Below are 14520 nucleotides of genomic sequence, written 5' to 3'. Positions count from 1 at the left end.
GAGAGCATGCGATGACACAGATGGCGCTCGTGATCGATCTGAACGTCTGCGTGGGCTGCCACGCGTGCGTGACGAGCTGCAAGGAATGGAACACGTCGGGCGAGGCGGGCAGTCTCGCCGACTTTCGCCCGTATGACGCCGATCCATCGGGCACGTTCTTCAACCGGGTGCAGACGTTCGAAGCGGGCGAGTTTCCGCTTGCCGACACCGTTCATTTTCCCAAGTCCTGCCTGCACTGCGAGGACCCGCCGTGCGTGCCGGTCTGTCCGACCGGGGCAAGCTACAAGCGCAAGGAAGACGGCCTCGTGCTGGTCGACTACGACCGCTGCATCGGCTGCAAGTACTGCGCGTGGGCCTGCCCCTACGGCGCGCGCGAAATCGACGAAGCGCGCAAGGAAATGACCAAGTGCACGCTGTGCTCCGACCGCATCTACAACGAAGCGCTGCCGGAGCGCGACCGCAAGCCCGCGTGCGTGCTCGCGTGCCCGACCTCGGCGCGCCTCTTTGGCGACATTCACGATCCGGAGTCGGTCGTGTCGAAGGCGATCCGCGAACGGGGCGGCTATCAGCTGATGCCCGAATGGGGAACCCGGCCGTCGAATCACTATTTACCGCGTCAACCGGTGACGTCCTGCGGTAGCGGCTTGTGTTCGTGCAAGACGCCGGGCGCGGGTGAGACCGATACGCTCGATGCGCAGGTCGAACACGGCGCGCTCAATCTCGCGTCGGTCGCCACGCGCGTATGAGCACGCCAGCGCGCCCGCATGGCGCACCCCGAATCGTAGAGTGGAGAACGGTATGAATCCGGCATTTTCCGTGGTGTTTCTCACCACGCTGAGCGGTGCGGGCCAGGGCTTGCTGATCGCGCTCGTCGGCGTGGAGCTGGCGCAACGGCTCGGCTTCGGCGACGTGGCAGCGGTTCCGGCGATGTTCTATGTCGTCGGTGCGGCGCTTTCGTGCGCGCTGGGCGCATTGGGGCTCGTGGCGTCGTTCTTTCATCTCGGCCATCCCGAGCGGGCATGGCGGGCCATTGCGATGTGGCGCACTTCGTGGCTGTCGCGCGAATGTCTTTGCCTTCCCGCGTTTCTGGCCTGCACGTTTGCCTATGGTCTCGCGCACCTGCTAGGGGCCCCGTTTTCCCTGGCAATAGGGGGCGTGGCTGTCGTCGCGAGCCTGCTGCTGTTCGTGTGCACCGCGATGATCTACGCCTGCCTGCGCTTTCTCCAGGAGTGGGCAACGCCGCTCACGCTGGTCAATTTCGTCTTGCTCGGCTGCGCGTCCGGCTTCACGCTCGCGACCGCGTGCGCCGCGAGATTCGCACCGGCCATGGCGGTGCCGCTCGCCGTCTGCGCATGCGTGTTGACGCTGGGGGGCTGCGCGTCGCGCACGGCCTCGCTGGTCCGCAACGCGCGTCTGCGTCCGAAATCGACTGTGCAAAGTGCGACCGGCATTCGCGTGGAACGCGTCGAGCAGAAGTCGCGCGGGTTTACGGCAGGCGCCTTCAATCTGCGCGAGTTCTTTCACGGCAAGACGCCAGGCGCGCTCAAACGCATCAAGTGGACGTTCCTGATCGCGGCGTTCCTCGCTCCTTTCTGCCTCGTGGCGATCGGCGGCGGCATTCGATCCGTTGGACTCTCGTTCGCGGTGTTTTGCCTGGCGGCCGTGATTCAGTACGCGGGCCTGGTGGCGGAGCGCTGGTTTTTCTTTGCTGAAGCGCGGCATCCGCAGAATCTCTACTATCAGCGTTCATAATTCGCACGCTCCACGTCCCTCTACTCGCGGAACGTTTTCGCGGTTTCCGTTGCGGCATGCCTCAGGTCGGGCACGAAGGCGAGCAGGTCGTCGAGCGCGACGCGCCCAACCGGCGCCTGGACGGCGATTGCCGCGCACGCACGGTTGCGGTCCAGCATCACGGGCACGGCAATCGCGATCAAGCCCTGTAAATGCTCCTGATTGTTGATCGCGAGCTGCCGCCGGCGAGTCACCGCCAGCTCTTTGCGCAACGCTTCGCGGTCGGTGATCGTTTGCTCCGAGTGGGCGCGCAGCGGCAGCGTATCGATCATGCGGTCGCGCCGCTCCTTGGGCAAAAAGCTCAGTAGCAGCTTGCCGCTCGCCGAACAGTGCAGCGGCACGTGCGAGCCCGGCTGCAGATGCATGCGCAGCGGCCATTCGGTCTCCACGCGGTCGACATAGACCACGTCGTTGCCGGCGAGCATGGTGAGATTGCAGGTCTCGCCAATCTTTTCGACGAGCTGCTCGAGCAGCAAGTGCCGCGCCGCCGCCGGCCCCGCGTGCATCAGCACGTTCACCGCCATCATTCTCACGCGCGCCGAACACTCGTAGAGCTTGTCGTTGGCGCCGCGTGTGACGAGCCACGCGTCGGTGAGCTGGGCCAGGATGCGGTGCACCGTCTGCTTGGGCAAGCCGAGCGCATCGACCAGATCCGTCATCGCCAAAGGACGGCCCGCCTGGGCTAGCGTTTCCAGCACGCGAAACGCGCGCACTGCCGCCGCATTCGATTGGTTCGAGGTGGACACGCTTGTCTCCTGCGTCGCTTGCCTTGTGCGGTCGACGCTAGCTTCCCGTCATTGTGCATCTTCCAATGCGATTTTCGGGACTGGTGAAAGTCCCGAAAATCGCATATTCCGCGCCTTGATAGTCGTGTGTCTGCGATTGCGCGGGAATCGGGACTCGCATTCACGCGCCGATGAATAGATTGGCAGTACAGCCAATTATTTGATCGGAGCGCGCCGATGAATGCGAGAGAGACCGTCGCCAACGCCGCCGGTGCGGGCAAACCCGAGGCGCCCGCCCCGCAGATCGCCGCGCTCGTGGCGCGTGCGCGTGCGGCGCAGCAAGCGTTCGAGTTCGCCGGACAGGCAACCCTGGACACCGCTGCAGCAGCAGCCGCGTGGGCGATCATGGAGCCCGGCCGAAACCGCGAGCTAGCCGAGCTGGCGGTGCGCGACACGGGACTCGGGAACGCCGACGACAAGTTCCGCAAGAACTACCGCAAGACGCTCGGGCTGCTGCGCGACCTGCATGGGAAAAAGACCTGCGGCGTGATTGCGCGAGACGACGCCACGGGCATCGTCGAAATCGCGCGCGCGGTCGGGGTGGTCGCGGCGATCACGCCCTCCACCAATCCGGCCGCGACGCCCGCCAACAAGATCGTCAACGCGCTCAAATGCGGCAATGCGGTGATCGTCGCGCCTTCGCCGAAGGGCTATGGCGCGTGCGAGGCGCTCATCGGCTTCATCCACGCCCAGTTCGCCAAGGCGGGGCTGGACCCGGCGCTCGTGCAGATGCTGCCCGCGCCAGTGGACAAGGCCGCCACCGCGGCCCTGATGCGCGACGCCGACCTCGTCGTCGCGACGGGCTCTCAGGCCAATGTGCGCATGGCCTACGCCAGCGGCACGCCGGCCTTTGGGGTAGGGGCCGGCAACGTGGCGTCGATCGTGACGCGCACGGCGAACCTTCGCGATGCGGCGTACAAGATCGCCGCGTCGAAGACCTTCGACAACGCGACGAGCTGCTCGTCGGAGAACAGCGTCGTGATCGACGAGGCGGTTTACGACGCGATGCTGCACGAACTCGCCGCCTGTGGCGGCGTGCTGCTCGACGCGCAGCAAAAGGCGCAATTGCAGGCGGCGATGTGGACCGACGGCAAGCTCTCGTCGCGTTGCACCGCTAAATCCGCGGCGCAGATCGCGCGCGCCGCCGGCCTCGACGAGGTGGCAGAGGTCGCGGCGCACACAGGCGCGTTCCTGATGGTCGAGGAGAGCGGCTTCGGCGCGGCGCACCCGTTTTCGGGCGAAAAGCTCGCGCCGGTGCTCACGGTCTATCGCGCGCGCGATTTCGACGCTGCGGCGGATATCGTGCGCAGCCTCTACGCCTATATGGGAGCGGGTCACTCGGTCGGCCTGCACACCGACGATCCGGATCAAGCCGTGACGCTGGGTTCGACGCTGCCGGTGGCGCGCGTGATCGTCAACCAGGCGCATTGCTTCGCGACGGGCGGCAACTTCGACAACGGCCTGCCGTTCTCGCTCTCGATGGGCTGTGGGACCTGGGGGCGCAACAACTTCTCGGACAATCTCGGCTTTCGCCAGTACCTGAATGTCACGCGCGTGGCGTACCCCATCACGGAGCGCGTTCCCGAGCTCGACACCTTGCTCGGCGACTATTTCGGGAGGTTCGGCCCATGAGCGCGCCCGCCACGATCCGCGCGCTGATCGAAGCCCGCGCCGCACAGTATCCGGACAAGCCCTTCCTGCTGGCGGCGCCCGACGAGGGCGCCAGAGAAGATGCCGGCGCAGCCGCCGGCAGCGTCACGGCAGGCGCGACGTTGACCTTTGGCGCGCTGCTCGAGCGTTGCCGCACGCTCGAGAGCCGCTTTCGCGACGCCGGCCTCAAGCCGGGCGATGTCGTTTCGGTCCTGATGGGCAACGGCATCCAGACTGCCACGTTGCTGCTCGGCGCGATGTACAGCGGACTGATCGCACATCCGCTCAACCTGCTTTGCCAGGCGTCCCAGCTTGCCTATATCGTCGAGCATTCGGATACGCGGATGATCTTCGCGAGCGCGCAGACCAGCGGCGCGCTCGAAGCGGCGCTCGCCGCGCTGCGCGAGCAGGGCATGTCGCGCCACATCGCGCTCGTGCGCACGCAGCCGGATGCCGTTGCGTTGCCGGTGCTACCCGCACTCGAAACTGTGGCCGCCCATGAGGCGAGCGCTGTGCCGGCGGGGGCGAGCCTCGCGGGCCTCCCGGCCCTGGAATCCGCGCCCGTGGAAGAAGCCCGGTCCGGGCCCGATGCGGCCGACATCGCCCTGCTGATGTACACCTCGGGCACGACCGGCGCGCCGAAGGGCGTGCTGCTCAGCCATGCAAGCCTCCATGCGAACGCGCGCAACATCAGCCTCGAGCACCGGCTCGCCGACGACGACCGCGTGCTGGCATCGCTGCCGCTCTATCACATCAACGGGCTCGTCGTGACCTTGCTTGCGCCGCTCTGGCACGCGGGCTCGGTCGTGCTGACGCCGCGTTTCTCCGGGCGCACGTTCTGGCGCGACGCCGCCAGCTACGGCTGCACGTGGATCAACGTGGTGCCGACCATCGTCGCCTATCTCCTCAACGGCGACGAACCGAGCGGACTCGACCTCTCGGCGCTCAAGTTCTGCCGCAGCGCGTCGGCTGCGCTGCCCGCCGACCATCATCGCGCGTTCGAGGCGCGCTTCGGTATCGGCGTCATCGAAACGATGGGGATGACCGAGACCGCCGCGCCTGTCTTTAGCAATCCGTACGATGCATCGCGGCGCCGCATTGGCAGCATCGGCCTGCCATCGGGCGGCGAAGCACGCGTGATCGACCGTGACGGCCGTGAATGCGGACCGAAGGAGTGCGGCGAAATCGTGCTGCGCGGCGCCCAGGTCATGCGCGGCTACTACAAGCGCGGCGAGGACACGGCGAAGGCGTTCACCGCCGACGGCTGGCTGCGCACCGGCGACCTGGGCTATCGCGACGACGAAGGCTACTTCTATATCAATGGCCGCTCGAAGGAACTGATCATCAAGGGCGGCGAGAACATCGCGCCGCGCGAGATCGACGAGGCGCTGCTGCGCCATCCGGGCGTGCTCGACGCGGCGGCCGTCGGCGTGCCCGACCCCGCCTATGGACAGGAGATCGTTGCGTTCGTGGTGGCGCGCGAGGCGCACTGGCAGGGCGCGCCCGACGCGGACGCCCTGCGCGAGCACTGCCTGCGCGAACTGGGCCGCTACAAAACGCCAAAAGAGATCCGCTTCGTAAGCGAACTGCCGCGCGGCCCCTCGGGGAAGGTCCAGCGGCTGAAGCTCGTGACGCCCTCGGGCTGAGACACGACTAGACGCATCCGACCCGGCGACACAAAAGAGAGACTCAGGAGACGACGACATGAAGCAGCACGCCCAGCGCGTCAAGACGCGCCATATCATTCTCGCGGTCATGTGCCTGATGTACTTTATTTCGTACATCGACCGCGTGAACATCGCGGTCGCGGGACCGCTGATCCGCCACGAAATGGGCCTGAGCGCGGTACAGCTCGGCCTGGTATTTTCCGCATTCGCCTACCCCTATGCCGTCATGCAGATCATCGGCGGCTGGCTTTCGGACAAGTTCGGTCCGAAGATCGTGCTCACTGTGCTTTCGTTGATCTGGGGCGCGGCGACGCTCGCCACGGGCTTTGCCGGCAGTGTCGCGATGCTGGTGGGGCTGCGCTTCGCGCTCGGCGTGGGCGAGGGCGGGGCGTTTCCCACGGCCACCCGCGCTTTCACATACTGGATGCCGGTGGGCGAACGCGGCTTCGCGCAGGGCATCACACACAGCTTCGCGCGCCTGGGCGGCGCGGTCACGCCGCCGCTCGTGCTCGCGGTGGTCGTGGCAGGGGGCTGGCGCGACGCGTTCATCCTGCTCGGCATCGCGAGCCTCATGTGGACGGTGCTCTATCTGTTCGTGTTCACGAATTCGCCGGAACAGAACCGGCGCGTCACGCCCGAAGAGACCGCCGAGATCGGCTATTGCAAGGGCGACTGCGACCGCGCGAAGCGCGCGGCGACACCGTGGCGCAAGCTCGTGCGGCGCATGTGGCTCGTCACGTTCGTCGACTTCTGCTATGGCTGGCTGTTGTGGGTCTATCTCACGTGGCTGCCGTCGTATCTGAAGGAGTCGCGCGGCTTCGACCTCAAGCAGCTCGCGCTCTTCACGGCGCTGCCGCTGCTCGCGGGCGTGGTGGGCGATACGCTCGGCGGCGTGGTCTCCGACCGGATCTACAAGTGGACGGGCCGGCTGCGCTTCGCGCGCTGCTCGGTGCTCGTGACGGGCATGGGCGGCTCGCTCATTTTCCTGCTGCCGATGGTGTCTGTCGCGAACCCGATAGTCGCGGTGCTCTACCTCTCCGCTTCGTTCTTCTTCCTGGAGATCACGAATCCGGTGCTGTGGACGCTGCCGCTCGATATCGCCGGCAAGTACGCGGGTACGGCGGGCGGCATGATGAACACGGGCTTCGGCATTGCGGGGATGGTGTCGCCGGTCGTGTTCGGCTACCTGATCCAGCACACCGGCAGCTACAACGTGCCGTTCATGATCTCGGCGGGATTGCTGGCGCTGGGCATCGTCGCGGCGCTCTTCATCGATACCTCACGCACGGTCGAGGCCGACGAGGAACGCGAGCGGCGCATGGGCCCGGAAGAGGCAGGGGCCTTCGCGTTCCTCGACAGCATGCCGACGGTGCGGCTCGAACGGCACACGCTGCGGCGCCCGCTGCGCTGGTGGCGCTGAGCCTCGCGGGGTGCGAGGCGTGAGGCAGGGCATGCGGCGGCCCTGAATGCACCCAGGGGCTTCCGGTGCCTTGCGAGGGCCGCGCGGGTACGTCTTATGCGCCGCCGTCGAGCTTGCGCAGACGCCAGATGAGGCTCGACGTGTCGAAGCGGCTGCCGCCCAAGCGCTGCACGTCGCCGTAGAACTGGTCGACGAGCGCCGTGACCGGCAGCGCCGCGCCGTTGCGCTTCGCTTCGTCGAGGCAGAAGCCGAGGTCCTTGCGCATCCAGTCCACGGCGAAGCCGAAGTCGAACTTGTTGGCCATCATGGTCTTGCCGCGGTTGTCCATCTGCCAGCTCGCGGCGGCGCCCTTGCCGATCACGTCGAGCACGAGCGCCATGTCGAGCCCGGCGCGCTCGCCGAAGTTGATCGCCTCGGAAAGCCCCTGCACGAGGCCCGCGATGCAGATCTGATTGACCATCTTGGCGAGCTGGCCGGCGCCCGCCGCGCCCACCAGCGTCACGGCCGCCCCGTAGTGGGCGAGCGTGGGCTTCGCGCGCTCGAAGGCTGCAGCTTCTCCGCCGCACATGATCGTGAGCTTGCCGTTCTGGGCGCCCGCCTGGCCGCCCGACACGGGCGCGTCGATGAAATGCAGGCCATGTTCGGCGGCTTGGGCCGAAAGCTCGCGCGCCACGTTGGCGGAGGCGGTCGTGTGGTCGGCAAACACGGCGTCGCGCGCCATGCCGGCGAAGGCGCCGTCCGTGCCGAGCGTGATGCTGCGCAGGTCGTCGTCGTTGCCGACGCAGGCGAGCACCAGATCTGCGCCCTGGGCCGCTTCGCGCGGCGTGGCGGCCGCGCGGCCGCCGTATTCGGCGACCCATTGCGCGGCCTTTTCAGCGGTGCGGTTGTAGACCGTGACGTCGAGCCCGGCCTTGGCGAGGTGACCGGCCATGGGATGGCCCATCACGCCGAGGCCCAGGAACGCGACACGGCGTACCGGATTGGGGGCGGACGAGGATACGGATTGGCTCACAGTGGCTCCTTGGGGTGGGGTTTGAGGCTGGGGCGCTCTCATTATCTCAGCTATCGGCGCGGCGCCTGGGCGGCGTCGGCACGAGGCGGCGCCGGCCTGGACTCAACCTGGACTCAAGGATAGGGCCCCTCTTCACCGCACCCCGCTGATGGCGAGATGCCGCGTGTGATGGCGGCGGCCCACCCAGGCGGCCGAGAGTGCGCTCACGAGACCCGCGAACATCGTGTAGAGGCAGATGAGCCACGGATCGCCGCCGTTGCGCTGCAAGAGCCAGGTCGCGATGATCGGGCTGATGCCGCTCGCGAAGATGCCGGAGAACTGATAGACGAACGAGATGCCGGAGTAGCGCACGTTGGCATCGAACAGCTCCGCGAAGAGCGCCGCCTCGGGCCCGTAGACCGAAGCGTAAATGACGCCCAGCGGAATGATCACGGCGATCCACACGAACACCGGCGAGCCGCCGCTGTGCTTCATGAGCCAGAAGCCGAAGAACGACGACAAGCCCGTGAAGAGCGAGCCCCAGAAGTAGATGCGCGTCCTGCCGACGCGGTCCGAAAGGCGGCCAAAAAACGGAATCGTGAAGATCATCGTGAAAGCGGCCGCCATCACGGCGAGCAGGGCGTCGGTGCGCGAGAGTTTGAGCGTCTGCGTGAGATAAGCGATCGTGAAAACGGCGAAGACGTTGAAGAACACACCGTCGATGAAGCGTGCGCCCATGCCGGCGAGCACGTTGCCGGGATAGCGGCTGAGCACCTCGGCGATCGGCACGCGGACTTCGGCGCCCTGTTGCTTCACGCGTTCGAACTCCGGCGTTTCCAGCACACGCAGGCGGATATACATGCCGATCGCCACGAGCGCGAAGGAAAGGAAGAACGCCACGCGCCAGCCCCACGCGAGAAACTGCGCATTGCTGAGCACGGACGAAAGCAGGGCGACCACGCCCGACGCGAGGCAGAGCCCGATCGCGAGACCGATCTGCGGAATGCTCGCATAGAGGCCGCGCTTGCCTTCGGGCGCGTATTCGAACGACATCAGCACGGCGCCGCCCCATTCGCCGCCAAGGCCCAGGCCCTGCGCCACACGCAGGACGAGCAGCAGCGCGGGCGCCCACAGGCCGATCTGCGCATAGGTCGGCACGGTGCCGATCAACACGGTGGCGACGCCCATGATCGACAGCGTCAAGATCAGCATGCTTTTGCGGCCGAGCCGATCGCCGAAGTGACCGAACACGATGCCGCCGAGCGGACGGCTCAGGAAGCCCACCGCGAAGGTGCCGTAGGCGAGCATCGTCGAGATGAGGGGATCGCCGCTTGGGAAATAGAGCTTGTTGAATACGATGCCGGCGACGACGCCGTAGATGAAGAAGTCGTACCACTCGATGGTCGCGCCGATCAGGCTCGCGACGACCACGCGCCTCATCTGCCTGGCGTCGGTGCGGGGCAATGCGTTCATGGCTGTCTCCTTTTTGGGCGCACCTGGTGCGGTGCGGTTCCTTGAAAAGCAGGTTTTTTCGTCAGGTATCCTTTGTTTGCTGCGTGTCGTTTCGGTGCTGCATGGACTACTTGCCTGAGCCACTGCGTGTGGTGACTTCAGGGGTGGGCCTCGGCATGCTCCCGTTGCGGCTCGGTGAGGCTCGCGTGGTCCTCGAGAATCATATCGGCGGCTTTCTCCGCGATCATGATCACGGGGGCGTTGGTGTTGCCTGAGACGAGCTCGGGCATGATCGACGCATCGACGACGCGCAGCGCAGCGACGCCATGCACACGCAGGCGTTCGTCGACGACCGCGCTCGCGTCGCGGCCCATCTTGCAGGTGCCCGCGGGGTGATAGATGGACTGGCTGAACTGGCGCGCCGCATCGAGCAATTCGGCATCGCTTTGATACCGCTCGCCGGGCACGAACTCGGACACGATGTGCGGCGCAAGCGCCGGCGCGGCGGCGATGCGGCGCGCCACCCGAATGCCGCCGATCACGACGGGATGGTCGCGCGGATCGGACAGATAGTTGGCGCGGATGGCGGGGTACTGGAGCGGGTCGGTGGAGCGGATTTCGACGCTGCCGCGGCTATGGGGCCGCAACTGGCAGACGGACGCCGTGAACGCCGAAAAGGGATGCGCGCCCTGGCCGGGCTTGTCGGCACTCAGCGGCTGCATGTGGAACTGGATGTCGGGGCGCTCGACCGCAGGGCTCGATCGCGTGAAGATCGCCACCTGGCTGGCCGCCAGCGTGAGCGGCCCGGTGCGCCAGAGCGCGTATTGCAAGCCGATCCATGCCTTGCGCAACGGGTGGTTGACCTCGTCGTTGAGCGTGCGTTCGCGCGTGCGGAACACGAGCCGCACCTGAAGATGGTCCTGCAGGTTCTGACCGACGCCCGGCAAATCGTGCAGCACGGCAACGCCCGCATTGCGCAACACGTGCGCAGGGCCCACTCCGGAGTGCTGAAGAATTTGCGGCGAACCGATCGCACCCGAAGCAAGAATGACCTCGATGCGCGCCCTTGCGCGCTTTTTCACGCCGTCCTGCAGATACTCCACGCCGACCGCGCGGCGCCCCTCGAACAGGATCCGGGTCGTCTGCGCCCGCGTTTCCACGATCAGATTGCTGCGTTTGCGTGCCGGTTTGAGAAAGCCCTTCGCGGTGCTCCAGCGAAAGCCGTTATAGGCCGTCTGCTGAAAGTAGCCGACCCCTTCCTGGAACTCGCCGTTGTAGTCCTGATTGAGCGGGATGCCGATTTCCTGTGCGGCGGCGATGAAATGATCGGCGATGGGGCGGCGCAAGCGCAGGTCGGAGACTTTCAGCGGTCCACCTACGCCGTGCCACGCGTTCGCGCCGCGCTCCTGGTCTTCGGACTTCCTGAAATACGGGAGAACGTCCGCATAACTCCAGCCGCGATTGCCGAGCGCCGCCCAACGATCGTAGTCCTCACGCTGCCCGCGCACGTAGAGCAGGCCGTTTAGCGAACTCGATCCGCCGAGCACCTTGCCACGCGGCCAGTCGATCTGCCGGCCGGCCACGCCTTCGTCCGGCTCGGTGCGATAGCACCAGTCGAGCGTGGGGTTGTGCATGGTCTTGAAGTACCCGACCGGCACGTGGATCCACGGATTGTTGTCCTCGCCCCCCGCTTCGAGCAGCAGCACGGCGTTGCGCGCGTCGGCACTGAGCCGGTGGGCAAGCACGCAACCGGCCGATCCGGCGCCGACGATCAGGTAGTCGACCTCATGGTCCATGAATCCCGTCTCCTCGAAATCCAGGGGCGGCATGACGCGCCGCGTTTTCGGATCAATGTCGGGGAAGGGGATGCCGACCGCAAGCGGCGATCGTGCGCACGGGCCGAAAGTGAAACGGAAACTGCCGAAACGGAATCAGAAAGCCACGGCGCAGCGCGTACCTTTTGCCGCCGAAGCGGCGCTGCGCCGGGGCCCGCTCAGGCGAGCGAGAGCCCCTGGAGCAGCGGCGCGAGCCGGCTCGCCGTCTGCTTCATGCGGCCCACCGACTCCAGCAGTTCCTCGAGGGTCGCGCGCGCGGTCGGGGCATGCACGGCGAGCGCGGCGAGCACGCGTTTGCTGGCGGGGTCGCGCACGGGCACCGCGATCGCCACCATGCCGCGCACGAACTCTTCGTTGTCGATGCCGATGGCGCGCACCGCGAGCTGTTCAAGCTCGGCCGCGAGCGCCTTGGGGGCGGTCAGGGTGCGGTGCGTCATCTTCGTCAGCACGAGGCGTTCGAGCAGCGCGTTGCGCTCGAGCACGCTCATCTGCGAGAGAAAGAGCTTGCCGCTCGCGGTGCAGTGCAGCGGAACATGCATGCCCGGACGCATCTCCATGCGCAAGGGCTCCGTCGTCTCGACACGCTCGATATAAAGCACGCGGTCGCCGTCGAGCGCGGTGAGATTGCAGGTTTCGCCGAGCGATTCCACGAGGGTGCGCAGCAGCACGCGGCACGAACGCGTGAAGGTGTTGTTGGCGAGCGTGGCGAGCGCGAGCTGCGCCGCCCGCGGGCCCAGCGCGATGCTGCGGTCGTGCCCGCGCGAATCGGGCATATGGATCACGTAGCCGCGCGCTTCGAGCGAATCGATGAGCCGCAGCAGCGTCGCCTTGGGAATGTGCAGCCGCGCGGACAACTGTGAAAGCGTGTACGGCTGGCCCGCGGACGCCAGTTGCTCCAGCACCACGAGCGCGCGCAGCACGCGGGCGTCGTCCGCCGACGTCTCTTCGCGCAGCGCGGGGGCGTGGTCTTGCGCCCTGATTTGCGGTGGGGTTTGCGTCGTCGCTCGCGCTGTGTCGCGCATCGGTCTCCTCCTGAAGAGCGTGGAAATGAAACGAATTGTTCGAGTTTCCGGGCTTTTTTTAGTATGAGCGCAAAGTTCGCGGCGTTACGTAGCGGATTACCCCGATATGTCATGCAAATGATTCCCGCGCCGTATCAGGCCGCTGTACCAGGCGATACCGGTCCACTGGCTCTACCTGCGCAATTCTGGTCTGCCTAGAATTTTCCCAACAGAGCGCCAAAGAACGACGACAGCTTTGCAAGGAGACAGGCATGACGAACAGGCAGTCGGCAGGAACCGCTCTCGCAGCGGAGCGTGCGAGCGTCTTCACGAAGCCTGTGGAGCATTGATCATGGGATACAGCACAGTCGATCCCACCGCCGCCGGCTTTGCCGCGAGCGATTGCGGCTCCACGAAGTACGACCCCAGGTACGATCCGCTCGTCTCGCCGGGCCCTGGCGTCGGCAAGGATTACGCGCCGACCTACTGGGTCGCGACGGCGGGCAGCCCGCCGCCCGACGACGGGCCCGTCACGAAAGATCTCGACGTGGATGTCGCGATCATCGGCGCGGGTTACACGGGGCTCGCCACGGCGCTCTGCCTCGCACGCGAGCATGGCATCAAGGCCGTGGTGCTGGAGGCGAACCGCACGAGTTGGGGCTGCAGCAGCCGCAATGGCGGACAGGGGCAGAACGCCTCGGGCCGCCTTTCGCGTTCGCAATGGATCGAGCGCTGGGGCAAGGATGTCGCCCTGAAGATGCACGACGAGATCCAGCAGGGCTTCGATCGTTTCAAGGAACTCGTTGCCCAGATCGACTGCGATCCGCAGCCGGGCGGTCACTTCCTGATCGCCCACCGGCCGCGCATCATGGCGAAGCTCGCCGCCGAGGCGAAGGTCTGGAAGGACGTATTCGGCTACCCGTCTGAGCTATTGAGCGCGCAGACGTTTCGCCGCGAGTTCGTCGACGACCACGAGGCGGCCGGCGCGCTGCACGAGCCCGAAGGGATCGGCATTCACGCGCTGAAGCTGGCCTTCGGTTATCTGCGCCTCGCACGCGCTGCTGGCGCGAAGGTCCACACGAGCAGCCCGGTGATGGGATGGGAGACCATCAACGGCGTGCATCACTTGCGTACGCCGGGCGGCATCGTGCGGGCGCGGGCGGTGGGCATTGCGACCGGTGCGTACACGGCGCAGACGCTGCATCCCACGCTGCGCAGCAAGGTCATGCCGATTCTCTCTAACTCGATGGTCACGCGTCCGCTTACCGAAGCCGAGATTGCCGCTTGCGGCTTTCGGACGACTCAGGTGCTTACGGATACGCGCACGTTGCGCTTTTACTATCGGTTCTTGCCCGATTTGCGATTGCAGATTGGCAGCCGTAGCGCGATTACCGGCGAGGATGCGCCTAATCCGCGGCATCTCGAGCTGCTCAAGGAAGGCATGGCGCGCAAGTTTCCGGCGCTGCGTGGCGTGCAGATCGATTATTCGTGGTGGGGGTGGGTCGATGTGAGCCATGACATGATGCCTCGCGTATGTCAGCCCGATCCGCGGCAATCGGTGTTTTATGCACTTGGCTATGGGGGTAATGGCGTGTCTTATTCTCAGCAGGCGGGGAGGCGGCTTGCTGAGCGTATCGCGGGTAAGGGTGGACAGCTTACGCTGCCGATTTTTACTACGCCGTTGCCGGGGCATCCGTTTGCGCCGTTCCGGCGGATCGGGCAGAGGATGCTTTATTTGCAGTATTTCAGGCGGGATGAGAAGGCTTGAGGTTTGGGTTTTGGGTTTTCTTGTGTTCGCGTCGGTCTGCATGCGTTGCCCCTGTGCGGGGCGGCACCTACTTTCTTTGCGGCGGCAAAGAAAGTAGGCAAAGAAAGCCGCTCAAACCGCCAGCGCCTGCCACAGTTCACATCTCGACGTACATGGTGAA

General features: G+C 66.1%; 11 protein-coding genes. 6 read left to right on the top strand and 5 right to left on the bottom strand.

The features are described 5' to 3' along the window. Window positions 1-11: 11 nt before the first annotated feature. Together AB3X99_RS36820 and AB3X99_RS36815 are read left to right on the top strand one after the other, a co-directional pair. Window positions 12-746 carry a 4Fe-4S dicluster domain-containing protein gene (locus AB3X99_RS36820; protein WP_342948043.1) on the top strand — a complete coding sequence of 245 codons (735 nt, stop codon included), beginning with the start codon at window positions 12-14 and terminating at the stop codon, window positions 744-746. 52 nt (window positions 747-798) lie between these two features. Further along, window positions 799-1752 carry a DmsC/YnfH family molybdoenzyme membrane anchor subunit gene (locus AB3X99_RS36815; protein WP_342948042.1) on the top strand — a complete coding sequence of 318 codons (954 nt, stop codon included), beginning with the start codon at window positions 799-801 and terminating at the stop codon, window positions 1750-1752. A 20-nt stretch (window positions 1753-1772) separates the two neighbouring features. Here the strand turns inward: AB3X99_RS36815 and AB3X99_RS36810 are convergent, their stop codons facing one another. Then, window positions 1773-2537, bottom strand: a complete 765-nt coding sequence (locus tag AB3X99_RS36810; RefSeq protein ID WP_342948041.1) for an IclR family transcriptional regulator — start codon at window positions 2535-2537, stop codon at window positions 1773-1775. A 216-nt stretch (window positions 2538-2753) separates the two neighbouring features. Between AB3X99_RS36810 and AB3X99_RS36805 the strand changes: the two genes are divergently transcribed. Genes AB3X99_RS36805 through AB3X99_RS36795 form a run of 3 tightly spaced genes read left to right on the top strand, consistent with a single transcriptional unit; the run spans window position 2754 to window position 7313 of the window. Further along, window positions 2754-4208 carry an aldehyde dehydrogenase family protein gene (locus AB3X99_RS36805; protein WP_368619739.1) on the top strand — a complete coding sequence of 485 codons (1455 nt, stop codon included), beginning with the start codon at window positions 2754-2756 and terminating at the stop codon, window positions 4206-4208. Next, window positions 4205-5872, top strand: coding sequence for an AMP-binding protein (locus tag AB3X99_RS36800; protein WP_368619738.1), 1668 nt, complete (start codon window positions 4205-4207; stop codon window positions 5870-5872). Before AB3X99_RS36805 ends, AB3X99_RS36800 begins: the two co-directional genes overlap by 4 nt. Window positions 5873-5930: 58 nt before the next feature. Further along, window positions 5931-7313, top strand: a complete 1383-nt coding sequence (locus tag AB3X99_RS36795) for an MFS transporter (RefSeq protein WP_368619737.1) — start codon at window positions 5931-5933, stop codon at window positions 7311-7313. Between the two features lie 94 nt (window positions 7314-7407). On the opposite strand, the gene AB3X99_RS36790 is transcribed toward AB3X99_RS36795, so the two are convergent. From AB3X99_RS36790 to AB3X99_RS36775, 4 genes are all read right to left on the bottom strand, one after another. Beyond that, window positions 7408-8325 (bottom strand): NAD(P)-dependent oxidoreductase, encoded by a 918-nt coding sequence (locus tag AB3X99_RS36790; RefSeq protein WP_069267243.1) that lies wholly within the window; start codon window positions 8323-8325, stop codon window positions 7408-7410. A gap of 132 nt (window positions 8326-8457) precedes the next feature. Continuing rightward, window positions 8458-9777 (bottom strand): MFS transporter, encoded by a 1320-nt coding sequence (locus AB3X99_RS36785; RefSeq protein ID WP_368619736.1) that lies wholly within the window; start codon window positions 9775-9777, stop codon window positions 8458-8460. A gap of 137 nt (window positions 9778-9914) precedes the next feature. Beyond that, window positions 9915-11552, bottom strand: coding sequence for a GMC family oxidoreductase (locus AB3X99_RS36780; RefSeq protein WP_368619776.1), 1638 nt, complete (start codon window positions 11550-11552; stop codon window positions 9915-9917). Between the two features lie 197 nt (window positions 11553-11749). Continuing rightward, entirely contained in the window at window positions 11750-12613 is an 864-nt protein-coding gene (locus AB3X99_RS36775; RefSeq protein WP_368619735.1) for an IclR family transcriptional regulator, read from the bottom strand. A gap of 331 nt (window positions 12614-12944) precedes the next feature. Between AB3X99_RS36775 and AB3X99_RS36770 the strand changes: the two genes are divergently transcribed. Beyond that, window positions 12945-14360, top strand: coding sequence for an NAD(P)/FAD-dependent oxidoreductase (locus AB3X99_RS36770; RefSeq protein WP_368619734.1), 1416 nt, complete (start codon window positions 12945-12947; stop codon window positions 14358-14360). Window positions 14361-14520: the final 160 nt, after the last annotated feature.

This window comes from Paraburkholderia sp. BR10882, from assembly GCF_040948855.1.
Taxonomy (GTDB): domain Bacteria; phylum Pseudomonadota; class Gammaproteobacteria; order Burkholderiales; family Burkholderiaceae; genus Paraburkholderia; species Paraburkholderia nodosa_A.
Note: the sequence above shows the minus strand (reverse complement) of the source record. Positions and strands in the feature narration are given on the sequence as shown.

What these genes read in the sequence shown, in the direction of transcription:
- AB3X99_RS36770 (WP_368619734.1), top strand. Translation starts at nt 12,945, where the DNA reads ATGGGATACAGCACAGTCGATCCCACCGCCGCCGGCTTTGCCGCGAGC.
- AB3X99_RS36815 (WP_342948042.1), top strand. Translation starts at nt 799, where the DNA reads ATGAATCCGGCATTTTCCGTGGTGTTTCTCACCACGCTGAGCGGTGCG.
- AB3X99_RS36785 (WP_368619736.1), bottom strand. Translation starts at nt 9,777, where the DNA reads ATGAACGCATTGCCCCGCACCGACGCCAGGCAGATGAGGCGCGTGGTC.
- AB3X99_RS36805 (WP_368619739.1), top strand. Translation starts at nt 2,754, where the DNA reads ATGAATGCGAGAGAGACCGTCGCCAACGCCGCCGGTGCGGGCAAACCC.
- AB3X99_RS36820 (WP_342948043.1), top strand. Translation starts at nt 12, where the DNA reads ATGACACAGATGGCGCTCGTGATCGATCTGAACGTCTGCGTGGGCTGC.
- AB3X99_RS36775 (WP_368619735.1), bottom strand. Translation starts at nt 12,613, where the DNA reads ATGCGCGACACAGCGCGAGCGACGACGCAAACCCCACCGCAAATCAGG.
- AB3X99_RS36800 (WP_368619738.1), top strand. Translation starts at nt 4,205, where the DNA reads ATGAGCGCGCCCGCCACGATCCGCGCGCTGATCGAAGCCCGCGCCGCA.
- AB3X99_RS36780 (WP_368619776.1), bottom strand. Translation starts at nt 11,552, where the DNA reads ATGGACCATGAGGTCGACTACCTGATCGTCGGCGCCGGATCGGCCGGT.
- AB3X99_RS36795 (WP_368619737.1), top strand. Translation starts at nt 5,931, where the DNA reads ATGAAGCAGCACGCCCAGCGCGTCAAGACGCGCCATATCATTCTCGCG.